Annotated in this window: 25 protein-coding genes; 12 read left to right on the top strand and 13 right to left on the bottom strand. The window is 29.7% G+C overall.

Features of this window, described 5'->3' with window-relative positions; translation table 11 throughout:
- From hisIE to X924_RS09980, 8 genes are read right to left on the bottom strand one after another with little or no spacing between them, the layout of a single operon-like run.
- A complete protein-coding gene (gene hisIE, locus X924_RS10015; RefSeq protein ID WP_121958780.1) occupies nt 1–645 on the bottom strand; it encodes a bifunctional phosphoribosyl-AMP cyclohydrolase/phosphoribosyl-ATP diphosphatase HisIE in 645 nt (214 codons plus the stop codon).
- Nucleotides 632–1390, bottom strand: a complete 759-nt coding sequence (gene hisF, locus X924_RS10010; RefSeq protein WP_121958779.1) for an imidazole glycerol phosphate synthase subunit HisF — start codon at nt 1388–1390, stop codon at nt 632–634. Before hisF ends, hisIE begins: the two co-directional genes overlap by 14 nt.
- A 2-nt stretch (nt 1391–1392) precedes the next feature.
- A complete protein-coding gene (gene hisA / locus X924_RS10005) occupies nt 1393–2076 on the bottom strand; it encodes a 1-(5-phosphoribosyl)-5-((5-phosphoribosylamino)methylideneamino)imidazole-4-carboxamide isomerase (RefSeq protein ID WP_121958790.1) in 684 nt (227 codons plus the stop codon).
- Between the two features lie 50 nt (nt 2077–2126).
- A complete protein-coding gene (hisH, locus tag X924_RS10000) occupies nt 2127–2717 on the bottom strand; it encodes an imidazole glycerol phosphate synthase subunit HisH (RefSeq protein WP_121958778.1) in 591 nt (196 codons plus the stop codon).
- 11 nt (nt 2718–2728) lie between these two features.
- The gene (hisB, locus tag X924_RS09995) at nt 2729–3265 is read right to left on the bottom strand and encodes an imidazoleglycerol-phosphate dehydratase HisB (RefSeq protein ID WP_121958777.1); all 537 of its coding nucleotides are present in this window, start codon (nt 3263–3265) and stop codon (nt 2729–2731) included.
- Entirely contained in the window at nt 3262–4389 is a 1128-nt protein-coding gene (gene hisD, locus X924_RS09990; RefSeq protein ID WP_121958776.1) for a histidinol dehydrogenase, read from the bottom strand. The genes hisB and hisD overlap by 4 nt, the downstream gene beginning before the upstream one ends.
- 11 nt (nt 4390–4400) lie before the next feature.
- On the bottom strand, nt 4401–5006 hold the full coding sequence (gene hisG, locus X924_RS09985; RefSeq protein ID WP_121958789.1) for an ATP phosphoribosyltransferase: 606 nt from the start codon (nt 5004–5006) through the stop codon (nt 4401–4403).
- A gap of 5 nt (nt 5007–5011) precedes the next feature.
- Nucleotides 5012–5797 (bottom strand): ATP phosphoribosyltransferase regulatory subunit, encoded by a 786-nt coding sequence (locus tag X924_RS09980; RefSeq protein ID WP_121958775.1) that lies wholly within the window; start codon nt 5795–5797, stop codon nt 5012–5014.
- A gap of 1097 nt (nt 5798–6894) precedes the next feature.
- Between X924_RS09980 and era the strand changes: the two genes are divergently transcribed.
- A complete protein-coding gene (gene era / locus X924_RS09975) occupies nt 6895–7818 on the top strand; it encodes a GTPase Era (protein ID WP_121958774.1) in 924 nt (307 codons plus the stop codon).
- Nucleotides 7819–7829: 11 nt separating this feature from the next.
- On the opposite strand, the gene X924_RS09970 is transcribed toward era, so the two are convergent.
- Nucleotides 7830–8582 (bottom strand): fumarylacetoacetate hydrolase family protein, encoded by a 753-nt coding sequence (locus X924_RS09970; protein WP_121958773.1) that lies wholly within the window; start codon nt 8580–8582, stop codon nt 7830–7832.
- Between the two features lie 300 nt (nt 8583–8882).
- On the opposite strand from X924_RS09970, the gene X924_RS09965 reads away from it, so the two are divergent.
- From X924_RS09965 to X924_RS09945, 5 genes are all read left to right on the top strand, one after another.
- Entirely contained in the window at nt 8883–9632 is a 750-nt protein-coding gene (locus tag X924_RS09965) for a GntR family transcriptional regulator (RefSeq protein WP_121958772.1), read from the top strand.
- 21 nt (nt 9633–9653) lie between these two features.
- Entirely contained in the window at nt 9654–10475 is an 822-nt protein-coding gene (locus X924_RS09960) for a nucleoside phosphorylase (protein WP_121958771.1), read from the top strand.
- Nucleotides 10476–10681: 206 nt separating this feature from the next.
- The gene (locus tag X924_RS09955; protein ID WP_121958770.1) at nt 10682–11968 is read left to right on the top strand and encodes a sugar ABC transporter substrate-binding protein; all 1287 of its coding nucleotides are present in this window, start codon (nt 10682–10684) and stop codon (nt 11966–11968) included.
- Between the two features lie 51 nt (nt 11969–12019).
- Complete coding sequence (locus tag X924_RS09950; RefSeq protein WP_199172699.1) at nt 12020–12904, top strand: carbohydrate ABC transporter permease; 885 nt, start codon at nt 12020–12022, stop codon at nt 12902–12904.
- Nucleotides 12897–13721: a carbohydrate ABC transporter permease gene (locus X924_RS09945; RefSeq protein WP_121958768.1), complete on the top strand. Its 825-nt coding sequence runs from the start codon at nt 12897–12899 to the stop codon at nt 13719–13721. The genes X924_RS09950 and X924_RS09945 overlap by 8 nt, the downstream gene beginning before the upstream one ends.
- 69 nt (nt 13722–13790) lie before the next feature.
- On the opposite strand, the gene X924_RS09940 is transcribed toward X924_RS09945, so the two are convergent.
- The gene (locus X924_RS09940; RefSeq protein WP_121958767.1) at nt 13791–14378 is read right to left on the bottom strand and encodes an ANTAR domain-containing response regulator; all 588 of its coding nucleotides are present in this window, start codon (nt 14376–14378) and stop codon (nt 13791–13793) included.
- Nucleotides 14379–14397: 19 nt separating this feature from the next.
- Nucleotides 14398–16284, bottom strand: a complete 1887-nt coding sequence (locus tag X924_RS09935; protein ID WP_121958766.1) for an ATP-binding protein — start codon at nt 16282–16284, stop codon at nt 14398–14400.
- Between the two features lie 631 nt (nt 16285–16915).
- On the opposite strand from X924_RS09935, the gene X924_RS09930 reads away from it, so the two are divergent.
- From X924_RS09930 to X924_RS09910, 5 genes are all read left to right on the top strand, one after another.
- Complete coding sequence (locus X924_RS09930; RefSeq protein ID WP_121958765.1) at nt 16916–18016, top strand: substrate-binding domain-containing protein; 1101 nt, start codon at nt 16916–16918, stop codon at nt 18014–18016.
- Between the two features lie 452 nt (nt 18017–18468).
- Entirely contained in the window at nt 18469–20562 is a 2094-nt protein-coding gene (locus X924_RS09925) for a beta-galactosidase (protein WP_121958764.1), read from the top strand.
- Nucleotides 20563–20603: 41 nt separating this feature from the next.
- Nucleotides 20604–21428, top strand: coding sequence for a hypothetical protein (locus X924_RS09920; protein ID WP_121958763.1), 825 nt, complete (start codon nt 20604–20606; stop codon nt 21426–21428).
- 32 nt (nt 21429–21460) lie between these two features.
- Nucleotides 21461–22966 (top strand): sugar ABC transporter ATP-binding protein, encoded by a 1506-nt coding sequence (locus tag X924_RS09915; RefSeq protein WP_121958762.1) that lies wholly within the window; start codon nt 21461–21463, stop codon nt 22964–22966.
- A 1-nt stretch (nt 22967) separates the two neighbouring features.
- Complete coding sequence (locus X924_RS09910; RefSeq protein ID WP_121958761.1) at nt 22968–23894, top strand: ABC transporter permease; 927 nt, start codon at nt 22968–22970, stop codon at nt 23892–23894.
- Between the two features lie 470 nt (nt 23895–24364).
- On the opposite strand, the gene X924_RS10505 is transcribed toward X924_RS09910, so the two are convergent.
- Complete coding sequence (locus X924_RS10505; protein WP_369826040.1) at nt 24365–24766, bottom strand: hypothetical protein; 402 nt, start codon at nt 24764–24766, stop codon at nt 24365–24367.
- 19 nt (nt 24767–24785) lie between these two features.
- Nucleotides 24786–24989 (bottom strand): hypothetical protein, encoded by a 204-nt coding sequence (locus X924_RS10190; RefSeq protein WP_158245373.1) that lies wholly within the window; start codon nt 24987–24989, stop codon nt 24786–24788.
- A gap of 224 nt (nt 24990–25213) precedes the next feature.
- On the opposite strand from X924_RS10190, the gene X924_RS09900 reads away from it, so the two are divergent.
- The coding region (locus tag X924_RS09900; protein WP_121958759.1) for a methyl-accepting chemotaxis protein at nt 25214–26331 on the top strand (1118 nt) is incomplete at its 3' end.

The following is a 26331-nucleotide window of genomic DNA, read 5'->3' as shown; positions in this document are numbered from 1 at the left end:
CTAATCTTCTTTGTGACGCTTTTTTAGTTCTTGCATTATTTCTCCAAGTTCAATATTTTCATATGTTAATAAAACAAGTAAGTGGTAGATCATATCAGCCGTTTCATATATAATCCTTTCTTTATTAGGTGCTACCAAAACTTCAACTGCTTCTTCTCCAAATTTTTTATATATCTTTTCTTTCCCTTCTTTAAAGAGATAAGACGTGTAAGAACCATCTTTTGGGTTATTTTTTCTATCTTTTATTACTTCTTTGAGTTCATTCAATATATCAAGTGAATAATCGATGTTTGATTCTTGAAAATCGTTTAGTTTTTCAATCTCTCTGAAACAACTCTTTGTTCCAAGATGGCAAGCTACGCCAACTTGTTCTACCTTTAACAATAAAGTATCGTTGTCACAATCTATGTATACTTGGTTTAATTTTTGATAGTTACCACTTGTTTCTCCTTTCATTCTTATTCTATTTTTGCTTCGTGAATAATAATGTACTAATTTTGTTTGTAGCGTTTTATTTAAGGCTTCTTTATTCATATATCCTAAGGTTAACACTTCTCCATCTGAATTTTGAACTATTACGGGTACTAAGCCGTCATTTTTTTTCCAATCTATTTTGTTTAACAAATCTTCATTAAAGTCTAACATTTATTCCCAACTCCTTCAATTCTGTTTTAAGTTGATAAGGTGTATATGTACCATAATGGAAAATTGAAGCGGCCAAAGCAGCATCTGCACCGACTTGAAAAACATCGCAAAAATCTTTTACATTTCCTGCTCCACCTGAAGCAATAACAGGTATTTCTACACATTGTGCTATATTTTTAATCAATTCCAGATCATATCCTTTTTTAACTCCATCTGTATCCATAGACGTTACAAGCAGTTCTCCCGCGCCAAGTTCTTGACATTTTTTGGCCCATTCTATGGCATCTAAGGTTGTTCTTTTACTTCCGCCGTGAGTGTAAACTATATATTTGTTGAGGGTTATATCTTTTTTAGCATCTATAGCTACAACGACGTTAGAACTTCCAATAATTTTTGAAGATTCTTTTATAAGACTTGGATTTTCTACTGCTGCTGTGTTTATGAATACTTTATCTGCACCACTTTTTATTATTTCTAACATTTCTTCTACTGTATGCAATCCGCCACCAACTGTGAATGGAATAAAAAGTTCTTTTGATATTTTTTCTACAAGATCTTTAATAATTTTCCTTTTTTCTTTTGAGGCTGTTATGTCTAAGAAAACTATTTCATCTATCCCATCTTTTTCATATTTCTTTGCAAGTTCTATGGGATCTCCAGCTTGTTTTATATTTTCAAACTTCACTCCTTTTACAACTTTTCCATCTTTTATATCAAGAGCAGCTATTATTCTTTTAGTAAGCATTTTTATTCCTCCACCAATTCTTCTATATTTGCTTTACCTTCATATAACGCTTTACCCATTATAGCTCCTTTGAAACCTATGTTTTCCAATATTTTTAAATCTTTTTTATTGGTTACTCCACCTGCATATACAAATTCTTCATCATTCCAAAATCTTTTTATATTTTGTGAAACACCTTCTAAAGTTCCGTCTCTTTTGGTATCAGTGTAAATAAACCTTTTGGTATATTTTTTAAAGGTTTTGAAAGCTTCTATTACATCAATATCAGATTCTTCTAACCAACCTTTTGTTTTTAATTTACCGTTTTCCACATCTAAACTAATAGTGACATTAGAAAAGGAGGAAGTTACTTTTTCTAAGAAATTTAAATCAAAAGCTGCAGTACCAATTATTACGTAACTTACACCTATGTCATATGCTTTTTTTATACTATCGTATGTTCTGTACCCTCCTCCTACTTCTACTTTTACATCTGTTTCTTCGATTATTTTCTTAATTGTTTGCAGGTTTTTAGGTTCACCTTCAAAAGCCCCATCTAAATCTACAATATGTATTAAATCTACATATTTTGAGAAATCTTTAGCTATTTTTAGTGGATCTCCATATTCCTTTTTGTTATTTTTATCTCCTTTGTAAAGTCTTACGGCTTTACCATTCATTAAATCTATAGCAGGAATAACTTTTATTATACAAGTCACCTCCGTTTCTTTTAGAAGATAAATTTTGAGAGACTTCTTTAAAGTTTTTTAAAATTATCCAGCAATTTTATTCCATTTTCACTTGATTTTTCTGGATGGAATTGAACTCCAAAGACGTAGCCTTTTTGTATACTTGAGACAAATTTACAAATATTTCCTTTACTTTCGTAATTGGTATAAGAAATTACAAATTTTTCTTCTGTTACTACATAATAGGAATGAACAAAATAGAAGAAACTTTCACTTGATATACCTTTAAAAATGGGAGATTCTTTAATAATTTCTACATCGTTCCATCCTATGTGAGGGACTTTCATATTTTTAAATTTCACTACTTTTCCAGGTAAATATGAAAGACCTTCTCCTTCATCCTCTTCGCTACTTTCAAAAAGCATTTGCATTCCTAAACAGATTCCAAGAAAAGGTTTATTTTTGTCGATATGTTCTAAAATATATTCTTTTAAATGTGAAATATTTTTTGATACAGCTCCAAAGGATCCTACTCCTGGTAATATGAGTTTATCTGCTGTTTTTATATCTTCTATATTATTACTTATTATGCCATTAATGGCTTTTTGTACATTGGAAAAGTTTCCTACACCTCCATTTAGAATTACGATCTTCTGCAATTTAAACACTCCTATACCTTATATACTTTATTGGTACTCTCAAGCTTTTCGCTTAGTTCTAAAGCTTGTTTTAACGAATTTCCCAGAGCTTTAAAAGATGCTTCAATTATATGATGTGCGTTTTCTCCATTTATTTGTTTTATATGAATAGTAGCAGAAAGGGATCTACATAAACCGAATACCAATTCTTTGAAGTTTCCTAATTCAAATCCTTCTTCTTGAGTTCCTATATTTATATCTATATTAGTATAAACTCTTGAAATATCTACAGAAACTAAAATTAGAGCATCATCCATTGGCAATATAGAAGTACCAAATCTTCTAATGTTTTTATCTTTTATATCTTCTTTCAAAAATTGTCCTATCGTGATTCCAATATCTTCCCAAAGATGATGTTTTAAATCAAACTTTGCTTTAATAGTTACATTTTTCTCCATATAATAAAAAAGCGTTTTTAATAAGTGATTTAGCACTGTATCGTTAGTATCTACAACTAAATTTTCTGAACTATTTATCTCTATGTAAGTTTCATTTGTTTTTCTTATCATTTTCGTACCTCCATAGATTTTTTATGCTGGTTCATGCCTTCAATTTCTGCCATTCGTATGCCTAAATATCTTTCTGTTAATAATTCTTCTTTACTTATTTTAGCAATAGTCATTTCTTTCATAAAATCTGATACGTTTAAAACGGACGAAAACCTTGCTGCCTTACCTGTAGGTAAAACATGGTTCACTCCTAAAAAATAATCGGCAGCAGGTACAGGAGTATATTCGCCTAAATAAACAGCTCCGGCATTTTGGATTAAAGGGACAATTTTTTCTGGTTCTCGTGTAATTATTTCTAAGTGTTCTGGTGCAATTTCATTTGCTTTTTCAGCACATTCATCTAACGTATCAAAGAGATACCTTTCTATTCTGTTTTTATCACAATAGTCATATAATTGTTTTGAGGTAGTTAATAAGAAAGATTTAGATTCTAAACCGTGTTCTAATTGAGAAAGAAGATCATTCAAAACATATTCTTTATTTGCAGTCTCATCGGCAATTAAGCAGATTTCAGAAGGTCCTGCCAGACTGTCTATGCCAACGTCTCCAAAGACCTGTCTTTTCGCTTCATTTACATATTGATTACCTGGTCCAAAGATTTTGTCGACTTTTTTCATACCTATACCATATGCCATAGCGCCAATAGCTTGTATTCCACCAATTTTATATACTTCTTTAATGTTTAATTTTTTAGCTATGTATAAAATATAAGGATTAATTTTTCCATTCTTTGGAGAAGAAGTTATTATCATATCTTTTACACCCGCAATTTTAGCAGGAATTGCAACCATTAGCAAACTCGACGGTAATGGCCTGCCTCCTGGAACATAAATACCAATGCGGTTTATGGGCCTTTTTATTAAGCCATACATTGAACCATATTCATTTGTGTATGTTATATCTTCTTTTATTTGTTTAGAGTGATAATTTTCCAATCTTTTAATTATCCTGTCAATTATGTTTTTATCTTCTTGAAGAATTTCATCGTCTATGTTCCATTCTTTCTCCTCTAATTCAAAAGGTCCTTTATAATTATCAAATTGCTGGGAATATTTTTTTAGTGCCGATATTCCATTACTTCTTATGTCATCCAATATTTCCGAAACATATACTTGTAAATTCATTGTTTTCCCCCTTATTTTATTTTTTTAATCCTTCTTATAATGTCATTTATTGTTTCAAATTTAGTTTTTTGAGTGATTCTGTTAACTAACAACACGGCTGAAATATCCATAATTTTATAAGATTCTTTGAGATTGTTTGCTTTAATTGTATTTCCTGTGTCAACAATATCAACTATAGCATCAGCTATTCCTGTTTTAGCAGCTAATTCCACAGCGCCATTTAACTTTAAAACCTTTACTTTTATGCCGTTTTTTGAGAAAAAAGATTTTGTTATCTCTGGATACTTAGTCGCAATTTTATAACCCTCCATATCTTCCAAAGGGACTTCCTTTTCTTGGGGAAAAATAACACTCATTCTGCATTTACCAAAAGGTAAATCTATAGGAACATATACATCATTATTTCTTTCAAGGACAACGTCGCTTCCGCAAATACCTAAATCTACACCATTCTCAACATATACTGGTACATCAAATACACGTGGAAAATAAAAACGGAATCCATCTAAAGATGAAATAAGTTCTCTTGAATTTGGTGTTTGTATTCTTATTCCTATTTTTTCCAAAAATTTTTTTGTATCGTTTAACAGTCTTCCGGAAGGCAGAGCTATAGATATGTTACTCATTTCTTCATCTCCTTTAATACATCGATATTAAAAGCTATTCCACAAGAATATTTATCGTTGATTCTATATTGCCCGCCGTTGCCTAAAAGATATCCATTATCAGGTGAATATACTTCAAAAACTACTTCTTCATAGTAGTCCATATATTTTATCGTACCCAGATCTACAAATATTCTTTCATCTTTAACATCATCCATTATTTTTCTTAATTTTTCTATGTTAGTTTTTTTCCCTCTATAATTAAAAAGTTCTTCTATGTAATTTTTTATTTTTTGATCTATTTGAAGATTTTCAACAATTTCAAAATTTCTAAGTTCAATTGCTTTTAAAATATCTTCTTTAAAATCGGGAACCATATTTAAGATATTTTGCCAAACTTTCATGGAGCTAATATCAATATAAAAATTTTTAATACCAATTTGTGAAAGAAGATCTATAGTAAGTTTCAAAAGTTCTTTTTCTATTTCTAACTCTTCACCGTTTAAAATTTCAAAACCTAATTGCCAGGTACTATTCAAATTTTCATCGAGTACTTCATCAACATAGAACAATTTTTCCTTCCCTTCAACTTTGTCCATTTCTATAAGCCAGGAAGTAACATCCGGTTTTATAAGATAAAAATTTTTTCCATCAGAAAATTTTAATCCTTTTTTTAAATTTTGAGAATATTTAGTTATAGAAGAAGGAAAAAGCTCATAAAACCCGTTTTTTATTAAGCTGTCTCTCATTAAATTTACAATATTCGAAATATTTTTAGATTCAGCAAAAATGTTTTTTTTCATTATTTAAGGATCCTCCCTTGTTTTTTATTATTATCCACTTTAGAAATTTTAAAACTTAAACTTTGCCAATTTTTTAGCTTTAAATTCAAAGCTTATTTTTATTAAAAATAAAAAACCGGTCACGAGTTAAACGTGACCGGTTATAATTCGCCTTGTATGAGTTCTTTTAAAAATAACAACATACTTGGCATGAACTACAACGGCCACGCCAGGTATGATGATGAATATTTAAATTTAATTTGTATATATTATTAATTAAAACACAACTTTTCACAGGAATAGCTCCTTAAAACTTATTATTTTTTTTATTATACATTAAAAAAATAGATTTGTCAATCTTACATATTATATACAATAAATTTGACTTTTAGATAATAAAATATTAAAATATACAACGATAAAATATTTTACTAATTTAGATTTAGCTAACCTTAAAGTTTATATAACTTATATAACACATTTTTAAAGTTGAAAAATTAACCAATAAAATAAGTATTCGAATTTATAATAGGTCCAGGGCGGAGCCCTCCCCTCTCTTTCGCTACACGTAGCGAAAAAGTTAAAGGGTTTCATAGTTAGTAAGGATTAGATAAGGACTTTAGAAATGATAATTTTTTAAAAATAGGCTTTTGAATTTAAAGTGAGTTCAGGGCGGAGCCCTCTTCTCTCCTTTTAGCTACACGTAGCGAAGAAGTTAAAGAATTCATAGTTAGTAAGAATTAGATAAGGACTTTAGAAATGAGAATTTTCTGAAAATAAGTATTCGAATTTATAATGGGTCCAGGGCGGAGCCCTATCCCCCTTTTAGCTACACGTAGCAAAGAAGTTAAATGGATTCATAGTTAGTAAGGATTAGATAAGGACTTTAGAAATGATAATTTTCTAAAAATAAGTATTTGAATTTAAAACGGGTCCCGGGCGGAGCCCTCCCTCTCTCTTTCGCTACACGGAGCAAAGAAGTTAAATGGATTCATAGTTAGTAAGGATTAGAGTTATAAGAGGTATTTTATAAAGAGTTAAACGATAAAATATACATAAAAAAGCTTTTTAGAATTTTTAAAGTGAGTAAAAAATATAAAATAATTATAGGAGGAAACATGCAAGAAAACACCTTTAAAAGCGGCTTTGTTACTGTAGCAGGAAAACCTAATGTTGGAAAATCGACATTAATAAATGCTTTAATGGGTCAAAAGGTTGTCATTGTCTCTGAAAAACCACAAACTACAAGAAATAGAATAAATTGTATTTTGACAGAAGATAACTACCAAATAGTTTTTGTTGATACACCAGGTATTCACAAACCACTTAGAAAAATAGGCGAATATATGTTAAATATAGCAGTTAATGCCTTAAGAGGAATTGATTTAATACTTTTTGTTGTTGATGCCAAAGAAGGTATAAGAGATTCCGATCTAAGAGCAGCGGAAGTAATTAATGCTTCCAAGGTTCCTACTATATTAGTCATTAACAAGATAGATCAGTTGAAAGATAGAGGTAAAATTCAAAAAATATCAGAAGAATTAAGAAACATATGTGGTAATATTTTTGAAAGTTTAGGTGTTTCAGCTTTAACAGGTGAGAATTTAAGCTTACTAAAGCAAATTATAATAGATCATTTACCTTATGGTCCGCAATATTATCCCGAAGATATGATAACTGATAAGCCTTCACGATTCATTATTTCCGAATTGATAAGAGAAAAAATCTTCCTTTTAACAAAAGAAGAAGTTCCACATTCAACAGGTGTTGTTGTTGAAGAACTAAAAGAAAGAGAAAACGGTGTTTTATATGTAAGAGCAGAGATATACGTTGAAAGAAAAAGCCAAAAACCTATAATAATTGGTAAAAATGGAGCTATGATAAAAAAAATAGGAGAATTGGCAAGAAAAGATATTGAGGAATTATTTGAACAAAAGGTCTATCTCGATCTTTACGTAAGAGTTAAAGAAAAATGGCGAGATAACGAAAGTATATTGAACAATATCATGGAATACAAAACAGAATTTACAAAAGAAAGATAATAAACAAAAAATTATACAACATAATTTTCTAAAATACCAATATTTTCTATTCTAACTTCTATTTTGTCTCCAACTTTCATGGGGCCTACACCTGAAGGTGTTCCAGTTGCTATTATATCACCTGGCAAAAGAGTCATTATTTTTGAAATAAAACTGACAAGGGTTTCTATAGAAAATATCAACTTGTTAGTATTAGAATTTTGTTTTATTTCTCCATTTAATAAAAGTTGTATATTTAAGTTACTTGCATCTATATTAGTTACAATAGCTGGCCCAAAAGGTGCAAAAGTATCAAAAGATTTTGCTCGTGTCCATTGCCCGTCTTTTTTCTGTAAATCCCGAGCAGTTACATCATTGAAGCATGTGTAACCCAAAACGTGTTTATTAACCTCTTCTATTTTTAAATTTCTTATTTTGTCTTTAATTACTATACCCAGTTCTGCTTCATAATCAACTTGCTTACTCATCGATGGATATTTTATATTTTCATTGGGTCCTATAACAGCGGTCGAAGGTTTTATAAAAATAATCGGTTCCGTTGGGAGGTTGTCTTTCATTTCTTCAGCATGATCACGATAATTTAAGCCAACACAAACTATTTTGCTTGGAGTACAAGGAGACAATAATTTTACTTCTGAAAGATTATATTCTTCATTAGTTATTTCAAAATCACCAAAAATATCGCCATGAATAACCTGAATTTTACTACCTTCTAATGATCCAAAACTTATCTTATCATTTGTTTTAAATCTAACTAATTTCATGTACATTACCTCCATAATTGCTAATTTTTTCAATTCTGAAGATTATTTTTTTATTCATTATAGCATAAATATTTTTAAAAAGAGTTAATTAATTATAAGAAAGGCTATTCTTAAGAAATTTTATCATAATTGTTATTAGAAAACTTTAATTTACTTTAATCGTTTCAGATTACAGATAGTCAAATTTGCTAAATAAAGAAGAAAAAGTTATAATAAAATGAAAGATATGACGTATGATATGTTGTTTAATTTTAATATAATATATATATTTTATTAATATTAATACGAGGAGGTTGATAAATGTTTTCAAAAGCAGGGAGATCATTATTTAAGGAAGTTTTGAGCGAACTAAGGAAAGAGATTTTGCAGCTCCCAGAAGGATACAAAATTCCTTCTCAGCAAGAACTGTGTAATAATTTTGGGGTAAGCAGAACATTAATTAGAGAAGTTTTGGTAAGTTTGGAGAGAGAAGGTTTAATTATTAGAAAACAGGGATTAGGTACGTTCGTAGTAAAAAAGGAAGGTATTGTTCAAACAGGGTTGGACTATTTGAGGGGGGTATATAACATTATATCCACTTCTGGAAGAACTCCTAAGCTTATTTTAAATGAATTTGAAGAAGTGAAAGCAACTCCTCCTATTTCTAAAACATTGAAAATAGACAAAAATGAACCTTTAATAAAAATTAAAAGGCTCTATACCGCTGATGATATACCAGTAATATATGCAGAAACATACATGGTAGTTAATAGAATACCGGGAGGAAGAGAAGCGATTCTTTCGGTTTTAAAAAATGAAAAATCAAGAGAAGAAGAAATTTTTTCTTTTTTAGATAAGTATTTTATGAGACCTATAAAACATGCCATTGCAGAAATAGAAGCAATAGAAGCAAATAAATATCTTTCTGCTCTTTTAAAAGTACCTGAGAAAAAAGCTATAACACTTCTTTTAGAAGTTCATTATGATGAGAATAACATCCCTTTACTTTATTCTTTGGATTATATAAATACCTCTGTTTTCAAACTAAGTGTATTCAGAAGAAAAATCTAATTTTTAAAAGGAGGAAAAATAGTGTTTAAGCAAGATTTCAGACTTCCAAATGGTTTAGAAAACCAAAGACAATACCATATAAAGTGTGGTCCTGGAGACATTGCACCAATTGTTATAGTTCCTGGGGATCAAGGGAGAGTACAAAGCATAGTTGAAAAAATAGATAATCCTAAAAAAATTGCTGAAAATAGAGGTTTGATAACATATACAGGAAATTATGAAGGTTACCCTGTATCTGTAACTTCAACAGGAATGGGAGGTCCATCGGCAAGTATAGTTTATGAAGAACTAATAAACATAGGAGCAAAGGTATTGATTAGAATTGGGAGTGTTGCTGGATTGCAAGAAGAAATTGAGGAAGGAGATATCGTAATTCCTTACGCTTCTGTTAGAGACGACGGTGCAAGCAATTATTATGTAGATGAAAATTTTCCCGCGGCAGCTTCACCAGAGGTTTATTTAAATCTCACATTAAGTTCAAAAGAGTTAAAAATAAATTATAAGACTGGAATAAATTGGAGCCATTCTTGCTTTTACAACAGAGATCCGGAATATTTTCAAAGATGGGGTAGATGTAGAGTTATTTCTATGGACATGGAAGCTTCAGCACTTTTTGTTGTATCAAGCTTAAGAGGAATAAAATCTGGATTTATAGGAATTTGTTACGCTAATAGATTCAAGCAATCGAAGAAAGAAAAAGTTGATTTAAGTGTTCCTGATACTGCAAGAGATCTAATAAAAGAAGCAACAAGTAACGCTATAAACATTACTTTAAAAACGGTTAAAAAATTGTATCAAGATGAATCTTTAGAGACTTTGGAATGGAAAATTTTCAGAAAATAAGCATTTGAATTTATGACAGGTCCAGGGCAGAGCCCTCACCTCTTCCTCGGTAAAAGTATCGAAAAGGTTAAAGAAATTCATAGTTAATGAGGATTAGAAGTGATGAGGAGTTTTTGAATAAATTTAAAACCAAAAAATGGGCAAAACTTAAGTTTTGGAATTTCTAAAGTAAGTACAAAGTGAATCTTTATTAGGAGGTGTTAAAAATGGTTAAAAGAAAAGTTTTTGTGTTAATGCTCACATGTTTGCTAATTGTTTCAAGTATCTTTTCGCAAGTGAAATTGGTGAGCGAAGTAGGAATTCACACCGAAGCTTGGAAAACTGTCATGAATGACTTTCAGAAGGAAACAGGAATAAAAGCCACAATCCAGCAATTCCCGTATGCAAACTACTTTGATCAACTAATGCTAACTTTTACATCTGGAAGAGTTGATTTTGATGTACCATACATTTCTATGCTTTGGTATCCAGCACTTGCCACAGCAGGTTACATTTATCCAATAAACAAGCTTTCAGGATATGAAGAATTAAATTTAGAAGATATTTCAGGAATAGACAATGGTTGGCAAAATGGTAATTTGTACTATATTCCTTATATGAATGAACTGGGAGGAATAGTGTATCGTACAGATCTGTTCAATGATCCTAAAGAAAAAACAGCTTTTCAAGAAAAATATGGATATGAGCTTGCTCCCCCTAAAACTCTCGAACAATATAGAGATATTGCTGAGTTTTTCTATCGTCCCCCAGAATTGTATGGAGTAACACTGATGGGACAAAGAAGCATATTCCTTGCAACACACTTTTTACAACGATTATGGGCAAGAGGTGGGAATCTATTAGATTCGGAAATGAAACCCATCTTTAATTCGAAGGAAGGAATTGAAGCATTGCAAGAGGTTGGAGAAATGTTTAAATATGCAAATCCTTCAGCTAAAACTTATGTTTTTCAAGACGCTTTGACAGAATTTACTCAAGGTAGAAGTGCAATGGCTGAGATTTGGACTACAGCAATGTTGTATACTGAAAATCCAGAAACCTCAAGAGTTGTTGGTAAAGCTTCTTTTGTTGGATTCCCAAGGCCAGAAGAATTGAAAGATGAAAAATTGCCAATGTTGTATATTTCATGGGGGTTCACTGTTAGCTCAGCAAGTAAAAACAAGGATCAAGCACTAGAATGGATAAAGTTTGTAACAGATACTAAAAATGAAGTTAAAGCAGCACCTTATGGTAATATACCAGCAAGATTTTCTTCAATAAATGACGAAGAATTAAGAGCAAAATTTCCTTGGTTAGAAGGGTTTTCAGAAGCTATGGAAAATTCTATTCCTACACCTATGGTGCCCCTAATTCCGGAAGGTAATGCTATTATAAATGATTACATTGCTCCTGCTGTTTCTGAATATTTAAGTGGCTCAAAAACTGCTGAAAGAGCTCTAAATGACGCTGCTGATGGGGTATATAAATTAATGAAAGAACACGGTTATTATTGAATAAAAGCCCCGCTGGTTCGGGGCTTTTAGTTCAAAAGGAGGATTCTCAATTTGTCAGAAAGAAAAAATTTTAATCATATACAATATATTCTACCGTCTCTTCTTTTTATATTACTAATTTTTTTGATACCAATTGTATACACTTTAGTAATTTCATTTTTCTCTTGGAACCTTTTGAGACCAGATTTGGGAATAAAATTTGTAGGATTTCAAAATTACTTACAAGCTTTAAAAAATCCCTTTACCTGGGAAACCATTGGAAGGACTTTTTACTTTGTAATTATTTCTGTTCTTTTGGAACTAATTTTTGGTTTTTCATTAGCTCTCTCCCTAAACACCGAATTTAAAGGATGGAAGATTGTTCAGTCGATAATACTGATACCTTTTATGATAGCTCCTGTTGTTGTAGGCTTTACGTGGAAATTTATTGTGAATAATGATTACGGACCTTTACCTCATCTTTTAATCAACCTTGGTTTAACATCAATAACTGAAAACCCTTTATTAGCTAATCCAACAACAGCAATGTTTATGATAATCCTGGCAGATGTTTGGGAATACACACCCTTTGTAACTTTAGTCTTATTAGCTGGTTTAAAAGCACTTCCACAAGAACCTTATGAAGCAGCATATGTGGATGGAGCTTCAGCCATACAAAGGTTTTTCTATATAACTTTACCATTACTTAGATCTTCCATAATGGTAGCTGTTGTAATAAGGACTTTAACATCACTTAGGGTATTTGATACTATTTTTATTATGACCGGCGGCGGTCCGGGCTCAACCACAGAAACTTTGTCTTTTTATGGTTATAGATTAGCTTTTCAATCTTATCAAATGGGATATTCTTCAACAATCAATTTGATTTCTTTTTTTCTCGCAATAATTTTTACTTTAATTTATATGAAATTGATAGGATGGGATAGCAATGAATAAAAACATAATTATAAAGATCGTATCATTGATAATTGTAATCATAGCCTTAATTTGGACTCTTTATCCTCTTATATGGATTATTTTTTCATCCTTCAAAGCACCTTTAGAACAATTTACAATACCTCCAAAATGGATCCCGGAAAATTTTACTTTAAGAAATTACAAGATCTTTTTCAGTAACACTGAATTTGTCAGAACATTTTTCAATAGTGTATTAGTTACAACATCTTCGACAATTTTAGCTTTAATTCTTGGAATTCCTGCTGCTTATGGACTTGCAAGATTTAAATGGAAACATGCCAATCTTTTGTCTTTTATTATATTATTGGCTCGTATGACACCACCAGTTGTTATGGTTTTGCCTTTTTTCTTGATATCACGTTACCTTAACCTTTCAGGAACATATATACCAATTATTATTGCTTGTTCTTTTTTCAGTGTACCTTTTGCTATTTGGATGATGCAAGGATTCTTCTCGGAAATCCCAGAATCTTTAGAAGAAGCAGCAAGAATAGATGGATGTACAAGATTTGAAGCCTTGAGAAAAATTGTTCTTCCTTTAGTTTTACCAGGAATTTCAGCAACATCTATTCTATGTGCTCTGATATCTTGGAATGAATTTTTATTTGCTTTAGTATTGACGGGTCAAGAAACACGTACTTTACCGGTTCTTGTTAATATGTTTGTAAGTGAAAAAAATGTGGATTGGGGTGTAATGAGTGCAGCAGCCTTAATAACTGTTATACCAATGATATTATTTGGGCTTTTAGTACAAAATAATTTGGTTAAAGGGTTAACAGTTGGAAGTGGGAAATAATTATATTTTACCTAATAACGTCAAAGACTTATTGCCTTTGACGTTATTAATAATAAGAAAGAAGTATTTTTATTCCAATCTAAAAGCCTTATCAGCCTCAATAATTTCATTTGCAACTTCTACTAACTTTTTATTTGAATTTCTGCTTTTTTTCTGTAAGAATCTCATTGCTTCATCTTCTTTTAATTGCAATCGTTCCATAACTATTCCTTTCGCCCTTTCCATTATTTTTCGAGATTCTAAAGCTTCTTTGGTTTCATCAAGTTCTTCTTTCAATTTCTTAATATCCTCAAATCTTGAAATTACAATTTCTATTGCAGCTTTTAAGTCTGATTCGTCTATAGGTTTTATAAGATATCCCAAAACTCCAATTTCTGTGGCTCTTTGAATTAATTCTTCATCATCGTATCCACTTACAATTAAAGAAGGTACATCCATCTTTTGATTTATTATTTCTAATGCTTCTAGTCCACCTAATATTGGTAAATTAATGTCAGCAATTATTAAGTCAGGTTTTCGCTCTAAAACAATATCAATTAGTTCCTTGCCATTTGATGCTTCCCCAACGACTTTATGACCTAAACTTTCTAAATTACTTTTTAGTCCCATTAGTATAAGGGTCTCATCTTCAGCTATTACTATTTTTAATTCTTTCATGAAATAACCCCCAATATTTTCAAACTTTTTCGATTGTTTCTTCAAAAATAGTTGCTTTATCTTGTTTAAAAGGTATCTCTATGTAAACTTTAGCTCCATGATCATTTTCTGTTCTTATTTTTCCGCCTAATTGTTTGGTGACTATTGAATATACAATTGATAGTCCTATCCCCTTATTTTTTGTAATCTGAAAATTTTTTGGAAACCCTTTACCGTTGTCTGAGACTTCTATGCTTATGCTTTCGTTGCTTTGCTTACAAATAATCGAAATTTTCCCTTTATCTTTTTCAAGAAAAGCGTACTTTAAACTATTAGTTACAATTTCATTTACCACAAGCGCAATAGCCGAAGCTTTGCTGTATGAAACAAAAATATTATCTAAATCATATTCAAACTCAATTTTATCTTTAGTTCGTCTCATAAATTTTATAATCTGAATTATCATTTCATTTAAATTAATAATACTTCTTCCCAACTTATCCTTCGATAGCAAATCATGAACAGCTGCTATACTTTTAATTTTGGAAATTAGATCATCAAGCATTTCACTTACTTCTTTTTGAGAGTTTTTTTCAAAAGACATTTTATATATCGACATTAAGCTAATGATTGATTGTAAATTATTCTTTATTCTATGATGGCTTTCTTTTAATAAGACTGAATTCCCCATTAATTTGGTGTTATGAATAGCCAAAGCAGTTTGATGAGCGATTGTTTCTAAATACTTTATTTCTTCTTCAGTATACAAATGATAATCTTTATAATAAATTTGAATAATTCCACCTAATCGTGATCTTATATAAAATGGAACGCAAATTAGACTACAAATATCGTTAGTTAGTTTAAAAAATCTTTCAAAGCCTTTATCTCTTTTCGTAAAATAATAAACCTTTTCCTCATCAATTAATTTTAATATTTCAGCTTCATTAGGAATAAATTCAATAGTTTCACTATTTTTATAAATAGATTTATCTATTATGGTAGAAGTTTCTTCATCAATTAAAGATATTTCACATGCATCTGCTCTTGTTGCTTTTGCAGTATTTTCTGCCAAAAAATTTAAGATATCATTTAATTCATATTCTGAAGTCAAGTATTCTGTAGCTTCAAAGACAGAATCAATCAGTTGATTGTCTTCTTGATAATTAGGAAATAGATACAAATCCTTATTACTATTATCAGTTCCAACAATATACTGTAAAAGTATTTTAGGATTATTTCTTATAACTGAAGATTCAAATGTATGTTCCAACTCCCCATTAATAATCACAGATATTTTATCGCCAATCCTCAATGCTTCTTCCCAACTTCTAGTGATATACAAAATACCCTTGCCCATATTTTTATGATTTTTAATCATAGAATCTACTAGCTTTATAGAATCTAAACTCAAATGAGTAGTAGGCTCAAATAATACTACTATTTCAGGTTTAAGGAAAAATATTTTTGTTATCATAAGGAGCCTTTTTTCTTCTAAAGAAATATCTGATACTTTTTTATGAGGATCTAAATCAATCTCATAATTTTTAAGCATTTTTTTACTCTTCATTTCAATATGTTTTTTTCTTAAAAAGGGTTTAAGATTAAAAAAACTTTTTTTGTTAGTATTATTTAAAGTTACAATAAGCAGATTTTCAGCAATTGTTAGATTTTCTAATAGATAAGTTTCATCTAATAAAATACCCACTTTTTTATTAAGAGCAAAATATGGTTCAAGGTTAATAATTTTATTTTCAAAAAATATTTTCCCTTTTTCACCCTTTTTTAAAAAATCATTGAAGATTTTTCTCTCTGGCGAATTTAAAAAAATAACCACATGAACTTCACCTCTATGAACTTCCAAAATAAGTTCTTTTTGTTGTTCATCTTTAATGAACTCTGAAGAGAAAGAGTTTATTGTTTCCATAATTTAACCCTCTTTTTTAATTATTATAAACGATAATTGCTTAGATTATAACATTTTTGGTTTCTTTAAAAAAAACACAAAAACTAAGATTTTTAGCTGTAATTGTAAATATTTGTCTTTATTTTGAAATAATTGTTTGTAAATAGGAATTACGATACTTGAATTTATGATGACATTGTGTTATATTATTACCAGTAAGAGGAATAAGAGTTTATCTATGGAAGATAAGCTTAAACATATAAGGTCATGAATGCCTTACAACAACTGAAAAGTTGATGTAAGGCATTTTTACTTTTTAGCCGTTTATTTTATAATCATTATTATTTTAATATTGTTTAGAGAAAATCGCAAATATAAAGATCAAAAATCCTATTAATAGAATATTTTAAAGAAGGAATAAAATTAATCTATTATATTAAGAACAGTAAAAAATATAAAATTTTAAATATATAAAAATGAAATACCAACAAGAAAATTAAAAATATTAACATTAAATATATTAATAAGTTGTTGATAAATTGTTTTGTAATAAAAAATATATATCTTGAATGAATTATGTAAAAAACAAGAAAGACCGTGTATGATAGAAGTTTAAAGTTACTTAAAACTATTTTATAAGGAGGAGTTTGTGATGAAACAGCTTTTAAAAGGGATTATTCTCTGTGTAATTTGTTTTTTAAGCATTTTTGTATATGGTGTTATAACTATCAATCCAGATATTCCAGATTTACCAGTTATGAGTAGTGGACCTAGAGGGGAAAAGGCTACATCTGCGAAGGAACTTATACTTACCGATTCAGAAATCGAAAAGTTAAAAGAAGGTAATTTTACAGCGGCAATCTCTTTTCACTATTCTGGTGATGATTGGTCAGCAGCTCAATTGAAAGCTTTAAGAGACACCTTTGAAAAAATGGGGATCAAGATCTTAGCAGTAACCGATGCTCAGTTTAAGCCCGAAAAGCAGATTTCTGATATTGAAACTATTATAGCCATGAAACCCGACGTATTAGTGAGTATACCAGTTGATCCAATTTCTTCAGCTCCAGCATTTAGAAAAGCTGCAGATGCAGGCATAAAAATAGTTTTTATGGATAATGTTCCTTATAATTTAGTACCAGGAAAAGATTATGTTGCAGTCGTTTCAGCAGATAACTATGGAAATGGTGTAGTATCTGCTGAAATTATGGCTGAAGAGTTAAATGGTAAAGGTACTATAGGAATGATCTATCATGATGCAGATTATTTTGTTACAAATCAAAGGGCTGAAGCTTTCGAAAAAACAATAAGGGAAAATTATCCTAATATAGAAATAGTGTCGAAAGGAGGCTTTGTTGAACCTTATGAAGCTGAAAGAGTAGCTTCGGCTATGTTTACAAGGTATCCAAAGATAGATGGTGTATGGGTAAATTGGGATGTTCCTGCAGAAGGTGTTTTAGCTGCAGCTAGATATAGTAATATAAAAAATTTAGTAATAACTACTATTGATTTAGGATTGAATGTTGCCCTTAATATAGCTCAAGGAGGCATGATAAAAGGTTTAGGAGCACAATTACCCTATGATCAAGGTGTAGCTGAAGCTATTTTAGCAGGGTATGCATTGCTTGGTAAGGAAGTTTCCTCTAGTTATTATGCTTTACCTGCTGTAAAAGTTACAAGAAGTAATTTATTAGAAAGTTGGAAATTAGTATATCATGAAGAAGCTCCATCTATATTGAAACAATATTATAAATAACCTTTTATAATTTTACTTATCCTTTCAAACATAATTTTCTTATTTAAAGGAACAAATAATCTCAAACAAATAAGAAGTGTCAAATTTTTTTAAAGATAGAAAAATTTACTTAAGAATGTGTATAGTTATTATATGGAACAGAAATAATTGCTGGAGCAAAGTGAGAATTAGTTTTAAGAAAACAGATCAATTTTCTAGTATTATACCTTCAAAAGTTTATGATTATAATTGTGAACGGCAGATCAACCAAAATTGAAGTAAAGATAAGAAGCATTAGAGTAGTAAGACATTTGTAAAACCTCCTTACGATTTAGTGAATTAATAATGTCAAAGAGATTATATCGTAAGGAGGTAAATGTCAACAACAGGAAGGATTAAACATACGTTAAATTGTTCGTTTTAGAATTTCTAAAGTGAGTAAAGTAACTATATTACATGAGGAGGAGTATCAAATGCAAAATAATATTGAGATAAAAGGTAAACAAATGGTTATTGAAAAAAAAACATTGAAAAATTATGGAGGATCTGTACATTACTGGAGAAGTAGGCCAGAAAACTGGGAAAAAATTTTGGAAGAAGTAAAAAAACTTGGAATTAATCTGATTACTACCTACATACCCTGGGAAATTCACGAAGTCAAAGAAAACGTATTTGACTTCGGGGGATCAAAAAATGTAGACGCATTTTTGTCTTTATGTTCAAAAAAAGGTTTTAACATTATGGTACGTCCAGGGCCTCAAATCAATTCTGAGATGACTTGGTTTGGGTTTCCAGAGAGAATATTAGAAAATCCTGATTTACAAGCTAAAAATCCTTTTGGAGGAAAAGTAATTCTCACTCAAGTTCCAAAACCCATACCTGCTCTAAGCTATGCTTCACCAGAATTTTTTAAAGAAGTCGAAACATGGTATGACGCAATTTGTCCAATTTTAAAGAATCATTTATTTCCAAGAGGAAATATTATTGGAGTACAAGTTGATAATGAACTAGGATATTTTTTTAATGTCAATCCATATACTTGCGATTATAGTACCGCATCAATAGAATTGTATAGAAGATTTATATATGAAAAATATGGAACTCTCGAAAATTTAAACAAAATTTATAAATGTAATTATAATAATTTTCACGAAATTGTTCCTCCGGTTAGATTTGAAGGTACTTCTAAGAATGACTTACCTTATTATCTTGATTGGATTGAATATAGAGAATATTATTTAATACACTCTCTTGAAATACTGAGTAACTTGCTAAAGGATAGAGGTATAGATGTACCGATTTATCATAATTATCCACATCCATTAGGTCCCGGTGGGGCAACAGGAGCTCCTTCAACGCCTTTTAATATACCTAAATTAGAGGAAAAAATTGATTTTGTGGGTTTTGATATTTATTCTAGGAAAGAACTCTATGATCACGTAAAAACTATATCTTCTTATGTTTCTGGATGTAGTCGTTATCCTTTCATTCCTGAATTTATAACAGGGGTCTGGCCTTGGTATATTAATCCAGGAGATGTTGAAGATGAAATTTTTGATACAAAAGCTGTATTAATGCATGGTATTAAAGGTTTTAACAGGTATATGATTGTAGATAGAAATAAATGGTTAGGTTCACCCATTAATCGTGAAGGAATAAAAAATAAAAAATCTTATGAATTGCATAATAAAGTTCAAGATCTTTTGAATAAGCTACCCATAGAAAATATGGAAAAAAAGTGCGACATCATGTTATTAACAAATAGAGATTACGATAGATTGGAAGCTGCTACCGCCCTCATACCTGTATATGGAGATTTTTTGGATCCAATATTAGGATTTTCTGAATATCCAAATACTTCTTATATTTCAAATAATTCATTTGATTTTAAAGAACCCATTCAGATAAATAAAACACATTGGTTTGAAGAGTATTATAATTATTTATCAAGTGAAGGGTATACTTTTGAAATCGGTGATAGTGAACTAACCGTTTCAAAAATGAAGGAATACAAGATAGTTATAATATCAACTTTTGAATATCTATCTGAAGAACTAACGAGAAAGTTAATTGAGTATGTTAAGGATGGTGGAAATTTAATAATTGGACCTAATGTTCCATCTTTCAATGAATTAATGACTCCTTCTAATGATTTCAAAAATTTTATTGAATTAATAAAAAAAATTGACATATGCTCAGAAAATGGTATGGAAATTGTTGGAACAAAATATTTTGATAATAGATCAAATGGCTCAATAATTTTGGTTCCTGATTTAAAAACAATACAAAAAAATCTTTCAAACATATTTAAAGAGCTCGATGTTTATAAGATAAACAAGAAACCTAAACAAGTGGACGCGATTTTATATGAATCAGTTAATGGGGAAAATATTTTATTTTTATGTAATCCAAGTTCAGAAACTGTTGACACAGAGGTTATACTTTCTGAAAAATCAATATCATGCTATGAAATTTGGGATAATATCGAATATAAGTTATACAAAGGAGTATTAAGATTGAACTTGGAACCTTACACAATCAAGATTTTTGATATAAAAGTTAATTGAGATTAAGAAACAAATAAAATCTAACTTTAGGAGGCTAAAAAATGTTATCAAAAAATCCTTTAATAATTGATTTAAACATAAATCAATGGAGAAATTTACATTCCTTGTTTTTGAAACCGATTAGATCAAAGGAAAGAATAACTGTAATTCATGAAAAGGGGAAGATATTAAATATATCACATTCTTTAGGAAAGACTGTTGAAATAGATTATTTACAAAAAATAATCGATCCTGTATATGATACCAAAATTATATATGAAAAAAATAAACAAAATACTGATTTAGTGATAATGATAGATCGTTTAGCTCTTGAAAAATATTATAATGAAGCATTCAGTTATTGGACAACTGAAATGGACTTAGATGAATATGTTATAAAAATGTATAAGTTGTTAGATAAATATTATCCAGACATTATAATATATCCAGGTCCTTCTTCTAAACAAGCAGGGCTACAGAGTAAAGGTCTCTATGATATGATTTTCAAGGTTGTTCAATTTGTTGTTTCAAGCGGATCAACTATAGTTTTTTGTGTATTTGAAGATAACTCAAAGATCTTTACTAGTTTAATATTAGGTATTGACGATCATAAAAAGATATCTCTTGTTACTAGTGTAAATCAAGAAATTATAAGTAATGATTGGAGAAAAGAATATTCAAAAGTGCTATCTTGGATCGATGAGAGTTTTTGGAAATGTGACTTAGGAATTTTCATGAATAAACCTACCTTGGATTGTATAATGAAAAATCAAAGTTTGGAAGAAAGTATTTTTAATGCTATCTTAAATAGAGAGATTATTGTAGATCCTTTTCCCAAACCCTTACAATCTATAGTTAAAAAATATAAACTTCACGATTTAACATAAATAATATATTAAGAAAGGATGCTTTAATAGAGATGAAGGAAGAAATTTTAAGAATGGTTAATATTACAAAATCGTTTAATCAAGTGAGAGTATTAGAAAATGTTGATTTTGATATGAGAAAAGGTGAAGTCCATGCTTTAGTTGGCGAAAATGGAGCGGGTAAGTCGACTCTTATGAAGATATTAGCGGGTGTTTACCTACCTGATAGTGGAAAAATATTTATTAACAATGAAGAAGTCAAATTACGTAATCCTATAGAAGCAAAACATAGAGGTATATCAATAATTTATCAAGAATTTAGTTTAATTCCTACTTTAAGTATTAGTTATAACATTTTTTTAGGAAAAGAACCTAAGAATAGATTTGGAATAATAGATCGGGGAAAAATGGTGCTTGAGGCTAAGAAGGTGTTAGAAAAGATTGGATTAAATTTGAAGCCAGAACGTGTTGTTGGAGACTTAAGTACAGGAAATATGCAACAAGTCGAAATTGCAAAAGCAATTTTAGAAAATTCTAAGATATTAATTATGGATGAACCTACATCTGCTTTAACTGAAGCTGAAACTGAAAAATTATTTAATATAATTAATCTTTTGAAGGAAAAAGGTACTTCTATTATATACATTACTCATAGAATGAAAGAAATATTTCAAATATGTGATCGAATAACTGTTCTGAGAGATGGCAAAAAAGTATTAACTTCAGAAATTAAAGACACATCTCTTCAAGATATAATAAGAAACATGACAGGTAAAAATAAAAAGATTGAAGTATTAAGAGAAGGAACGAAAGCTTTAAATAAACAATCAAAAACTCCATTACTTGAAGTTAAGAATTTAAGCTCCAGTAATAATTTTTCTTCTGTTAACTTTAACTTATTTCCAGGAGAAGTTTTAGGTATAACTGGGTTACTTGGTTCTGGAAAAACAGAATTAGCTCAAACGATATTTGGAATTGAGAAAAAAGAAGTTGGAGAAATAATCATTAAGGGAAATATTGCTAAGATAAAGTCACCTAAAGATGCTATGACTTATGGAATAGGTTTAATACCTGAAAATAGAAGAACACAAGGACTTATCTTAAATCAGAGCATTAAAACAAACGCAGTGTTACCTTCTCTAAAAAGATTTTGTAATTTTTTTATAATTAGAGAAAAGGAAGTTGTAAATACTATTAAAGGAATTATTAGACAACTCAAAATAAAATCAAAAAGTTTAAATGAAGAAGTCAGATTTTTATCCGGCGGAAACCAGCAAAAAGTGGTGATTGGAAAATGGCTTATATACGATCCGGATATTTTGATTATGGATGAACCTACAATAGGAGTGGATATAGGAGCAAAATTTGAAATCATAGAAATTATAAAAAAAATGGCAGAAGAAGGGAAAGGCGTTATTGTTATTTCGTCGGAATTAAATGAACTATTAGCTGTCAGTGATAGGATCATTATTATGTCAAGAGGAAAAATGGTAAAAGAACTTCAAAGAGAAGAAATAGAAAACGAGGAGGAACTTCAACGTGCAATCCAAACAGCGTGAAATGAATTTTGACTGGAGAAAAAATATAGTATATGTTGTATTCATAATAATATTCGCTTTCTTTTCTATACTATTATTTGATAAAGGTTTTTTAACCACAACGAACATTTTAAATATTTTTCGTCAAACAGCTATGATTACTATCATGGGTGTTGGAATGACATTTGTAATCTCAACTGGTCAAATTGATTTATCTGTAGGTTCAATAACTGCCCTCTCATCTATAACTACGGCAATGGTTTTAAGAAGTAATTTAGGAATAATATTAGCTTCTGTAGTAGGATTAGGAACAGGATTATTAGTAGGGTTGGCAAATGGATTAATTACTACTAAATTTAAAATACCTCCATTTCTTGTTACTCTCGGAATGATGGAAGTAGTGAGAGGTTTAGCTATGTGGATTACACATAATGCTCCTATTCCAATAATAAATCAAAAATACAATAATCTTTTTGGTTTAGGAAATATAGGTGGCATTCCAATTATATTTATATGGACAATATTTATAGTTATAATTGGATATATTGTTTTCAATCATACTCCCCTTGGAGTGTACGTTTTAGCTACCGGAGGTAATGAGGAAGCAGCTAAATATAGTGGAATTAACACATCTAAAATTAAATTAATAACTTTTTTAATTTCTGGTGTTCTTGCTGGATTTGCTGGTATGTTATATGCAGCTAGAATGCAAGCAGGGAGATTTACTTTTGGAGATGGTGATGAATTATCAGTAATTGCGGCGGTTATACTAGGAGGAACAAGCCTTAATGGTGGTAAAGGTACTATTATAGGTACTTTTGTAGGTTCTTTAATTATGGGAATTATTAATAATGGTTTAATTATTGCAGGATTAGATGTTAGTCAACAGATGGTTGTTAGAGGTTTGGTAATTGTGTTTGCAGTAGCAATTGGTTCAAAAAAAGATTAAGAAAAATATAAAGATTTCCTAATTTTTACATTATTCCCCACTTTAGAAATGACAAAAAATCCAGGATAAAAAAGTGTAAAAGAAGTAAATAAAAAGGAAGAAGTATTAAAATAAATGTTTAGAATCAAAGAAGCTCTTTGAAAACTACAAAAAAGATGAAGAAAAGGTAAAAATTAAAAGAAGTAAAGAATTTTGAAAGAAAAGCAGGAATAAAAACGATACAATTAATGAATAACTATTTATTAAAAAGAAATAAATTAACTGAGAATGTCAATTATAAGTAAGCTGTTTCATACATTAATGTTTTAGATGAGCCAAGCAAATCATCTCTACCCATATTATGAGCTAAGAAAGCTGAAGCAATAGGATAAAGGTTAGAAAGATTACATTCAACTTCAACAGCATTGATAAATCTCAAAGAAGTTATGAAGGGAAAGCATAATTCTTATCGTGATGACTAGCGGAAGAAATTAAAGTAAAAACAGTAACATTAAAAAAAGAAAGCGTATGAGCTTTAAAGTCGAAATAAGAAATAGATTGCTTTTGATTACCGTGTTTATCGTAAACAGGTTTAGAGTTAGAAACAGGTTTAACGCCAAAGTTAGCGTGGATAGGACGAGAATAATACTCTTTTTGTTGTTAAAGAAAGAACGAAAAGAAATAGGATAAGAATCGATACACAGATTATTAGGATCAAAAATGTCCTCATCAATACCCTTTTGAATAGACTGAGCAATAATCTCAAACAAAAAAGAAGTATCAAATTTCTTTTTAAAGACAGAGAAAGTAGCCTCAGAAGGGACAAAGTTATTGATAAGATCAAATCCAATAGCTTGAGCGAATTGAGGATTAGTTCTAAGGAAATAAATCAATTCTCTAGTATTAAACTCTTTAACCTTTTGTACGAACAAAAGCTTTAAGGATAGACTGATTATAATAACCGAGTCTACTGTGCTTATGGATAAAATTAGGAACAACAGACCAATCGATAACATTGATTAAATCAAGAAGATATTTAAAATCAGAATGTTCATTAAGATAATGATCATAAACGAAATCGAAATAGAGTTGAGAAGCAGTAGAGTAGTAAGACATTTGTAAAACCTCCTTACGATTTAGTAAATTAATGTTGTCAAAGAGATTATATCGTAAGGAGGTAAATGTCAACAATATGAAGGTTTAAAAATACTTTAAATTATTCGTTTTAGTATTTCTAAAGTGACTATACATTATATTAAGGAGCCTTTTCGTAGGAACAAAATCTGATAATTAGAAATTTCATCTATTATTTTCATAAGGTGGATAGGGGGTAATTTATTATGCTTTTAAAAAGTATTAAGCTACGGATTATTATAATAATTTCCATAGTTTTATTGATTTTCGGAACCGCTATACTTTTTAATATTTATTCACTTATTTTTTCTAATAAAGGATTAATGAATTATAAGACTTTATCGGATCAAACTAGTCAAATTTCTGAGATAGAAAGGATTTTTTATGAAACTTCTTTATTCACAAAAGATTATATTATAGATTATAATGAAAAAGCAAAAGATATTATTTTACAAAATTTCGGCCTTATAAAAAATATTCTAATAACTTTTGAGATTGATGATGTTAAATCTATTCAAACTTTAAAAGGTTATATAGAAAATTATGAACTTTTCTATAATTATATTGAACAATTGAACAATAAGAAATCTCTGATTATAAAGGATTTCAATTTATCTTCTCAAGAACTAAGAAATTTTATCTCAGATTATCTAATTTTATTAGAAAGTTCTGAGGTCTCATCGATTATTTCTGCAGCAACTTTTTATGCAGATACTTCTATTCAGTTACTAGAAAACTTAATTAATTTATCATATAGATATTTTGTATCCAAATCTGAAGGTGACAAAGAAACTGTTTTGAAAGAATTAGATAATCTTAATTATCGCCTTTCGACCCTAAAATACGTTTTTACCGAGGAGTTAGAAAAAGGGTATGAAATGATAAAAAATAGCTATTCTAAACTTAAAAATACCTTCATCCAAATAGTTGAGACAATAGAATCACAAGAACCAATAATACAACAGATGGAAGAAATGAGAGTAGAAATATTAAACCTATTAGATGAACAAAGAGCGGAGTTAAAAGTACAACAAGACACATTAGGACCGACACTCATAGAAGAAAACAACACAGCCATAATGCTAACAATAATATTAACAGTAATAGCGTTTGTAGTATCAATAATCATGGTCATATATCTCATAAGAAGCATAACAAAACCATTGACAGAGTTCAGAAACAAAATAAACCAATTCAAAGAAGGAGATCTAACAGTAGACTTTGAAAGCAAAAGCAAAGATGAGATAGGACAGATGGCGAATGCACCATCAGAGATGTGCAAAGAGTTAAGGAAATCGATACGTTCTATAAAAGGAGCATCAGA

This window comes from Petrotoga sp. 9PWA.NaAc.5.4, assembly GCF_002895485.1.
Taxonomy (GTDB): domain Bacteria; phylum Thermotogota; class Thermotogae; order Petrotogales; family Petrotogaceae; genus AZRK01.
This window is presented reverse-complemented; position numbering and strand designations above follow the sequence as displayed.

What these genes read in the sequence shown, in the direction of transcription:
- X924_RS09910 (WP_121958761.1), top strand. Translation starts at nt 22,968, where the DNA reads ATGAATTTTGACTGGAGAAAAAATATAGTATATGTTGTATTCATAATA.
- X924_RS09935 (WP_121958766.1), bottom strand. Translation starts at nt 16,284, where the DNA reads ATGGAAACAATAAACTCTTTCTCTTCAGAGTTCATTAAAGATGAACAA.
- X924_RS09945 (WP_121958768.1), top strand. Translation starts at nt 12,897, where the DNA reads ATGAATAAAAACATAATTATAAAGATCGTATCATTGATAATTGTAATC.
- X924_RS09940 (WP_121958767.1), bottom strand. Translation starts at nt 14,378, where the DNA reads ATGAAAGAATTAAAAATAGTAATAGCTGAAGATGAGACCCTTATACTA.
- X924_RS10190 (WP_158245373.1), bottom strand. Translation starts at nt 24,989, where the DNA reads ATGTCTTACTACTCTACTGCTTCTCAACTCTATTTCGATTTCGTTTAT.
- X924_RS09930 (WP_121958765.1), top strand. Translation starts at nt 16,916, where the DNA reads ATGAAACAGCTTTTAAAAGGGATTATTCTCTGTGTAATTTGTTTTTTA.
- era (WP_121958774.1), top strand. Translation starts at nt 6,895, where the DNA reads ATGCAAGAAAACACCTTTAAAAGCGGCTTTGTTACTGTAGCAGGAAAA.
- hisIE (WP_121958780.1), bottom strand. Translation starts at nt 645, where the DNA reads ATGTTAGACTTTAATGAAGATTTGTTAAACAAAATAGATTGGAAAAAA.
- hisD (WP_121958776.1), bottom strand. Translation starts at nt 4,389, where the DNA reads ATGAATTTACAAGTATATGTTTCGGAAATATTGGATGACATAAGAAGT.
- X924_RS09925 (WP_121958764.1), top strand. Translation starts at nt 18,469, where the DNA reads ATGCAAAATAATATTGAGATAAAAGGTAAACAAATGGTTATTGAAAAA.
- hisF (WP_121958779.1), bottom strand. Translation starts at nt 1,390, where the DNA reads ATGCTTACTAAAAGAATAATAGCTGCTCTTGATATAAAAGATGGAAAA.
- X924_RS09980 (WP_121958775.1), bottom strand. Translation starts at nt 5,797, where the DNA reads ATGAAAAAAAACATTTTTGCTGAATCTAAAAATATTTCGAATATTGTA.
- X924_RS09970 (WP_121958773.1), bottom strand. Translation starts at nt 8,582, where the DNA reads ATGAAATTAGTTAGATTTAAAACAAATGATAAGATAAGTTTTGGATCA.
- hisB (WP_121958777.1), bottom strand. Translation starts at nt 3,265, where the DNA reads ATGATAAGAAAAACAAATGAAACTTACATAGAGATAAATAGTTCAGAA.
- X924_RS09955 (WP_121958770.1), top strand. Translation starts at nt 10,682, where the DNA reads ATGGTTAAAAGAAAAGTTTTTGTGTTAATGCTCACATGTTTGCTAATT.
- X924_RS09915 (WP_121958762.1), top strand. Translation starts at nt 21,461, where the DNA reads ATGAAGGAAGAAATTTTAAGAATGGTTAATATTACAAAATCGTTTAAT.
- X924_RS09965 (WP_121958772.1), top strand. Translation starts at nt 8,883, where the DNA reads ATGTTTTCAAAAGCAGGGAGATCATTATTTAAGGAAGTTTTGAGCGAA.
- X924_RS09920 (WP_121958763.1), top strand. Translation starts at nt 20,604, where the DNA reads ATGTTATCAAAAAATCCTTTAATAATTGATTTAAACATAAATCAATGG.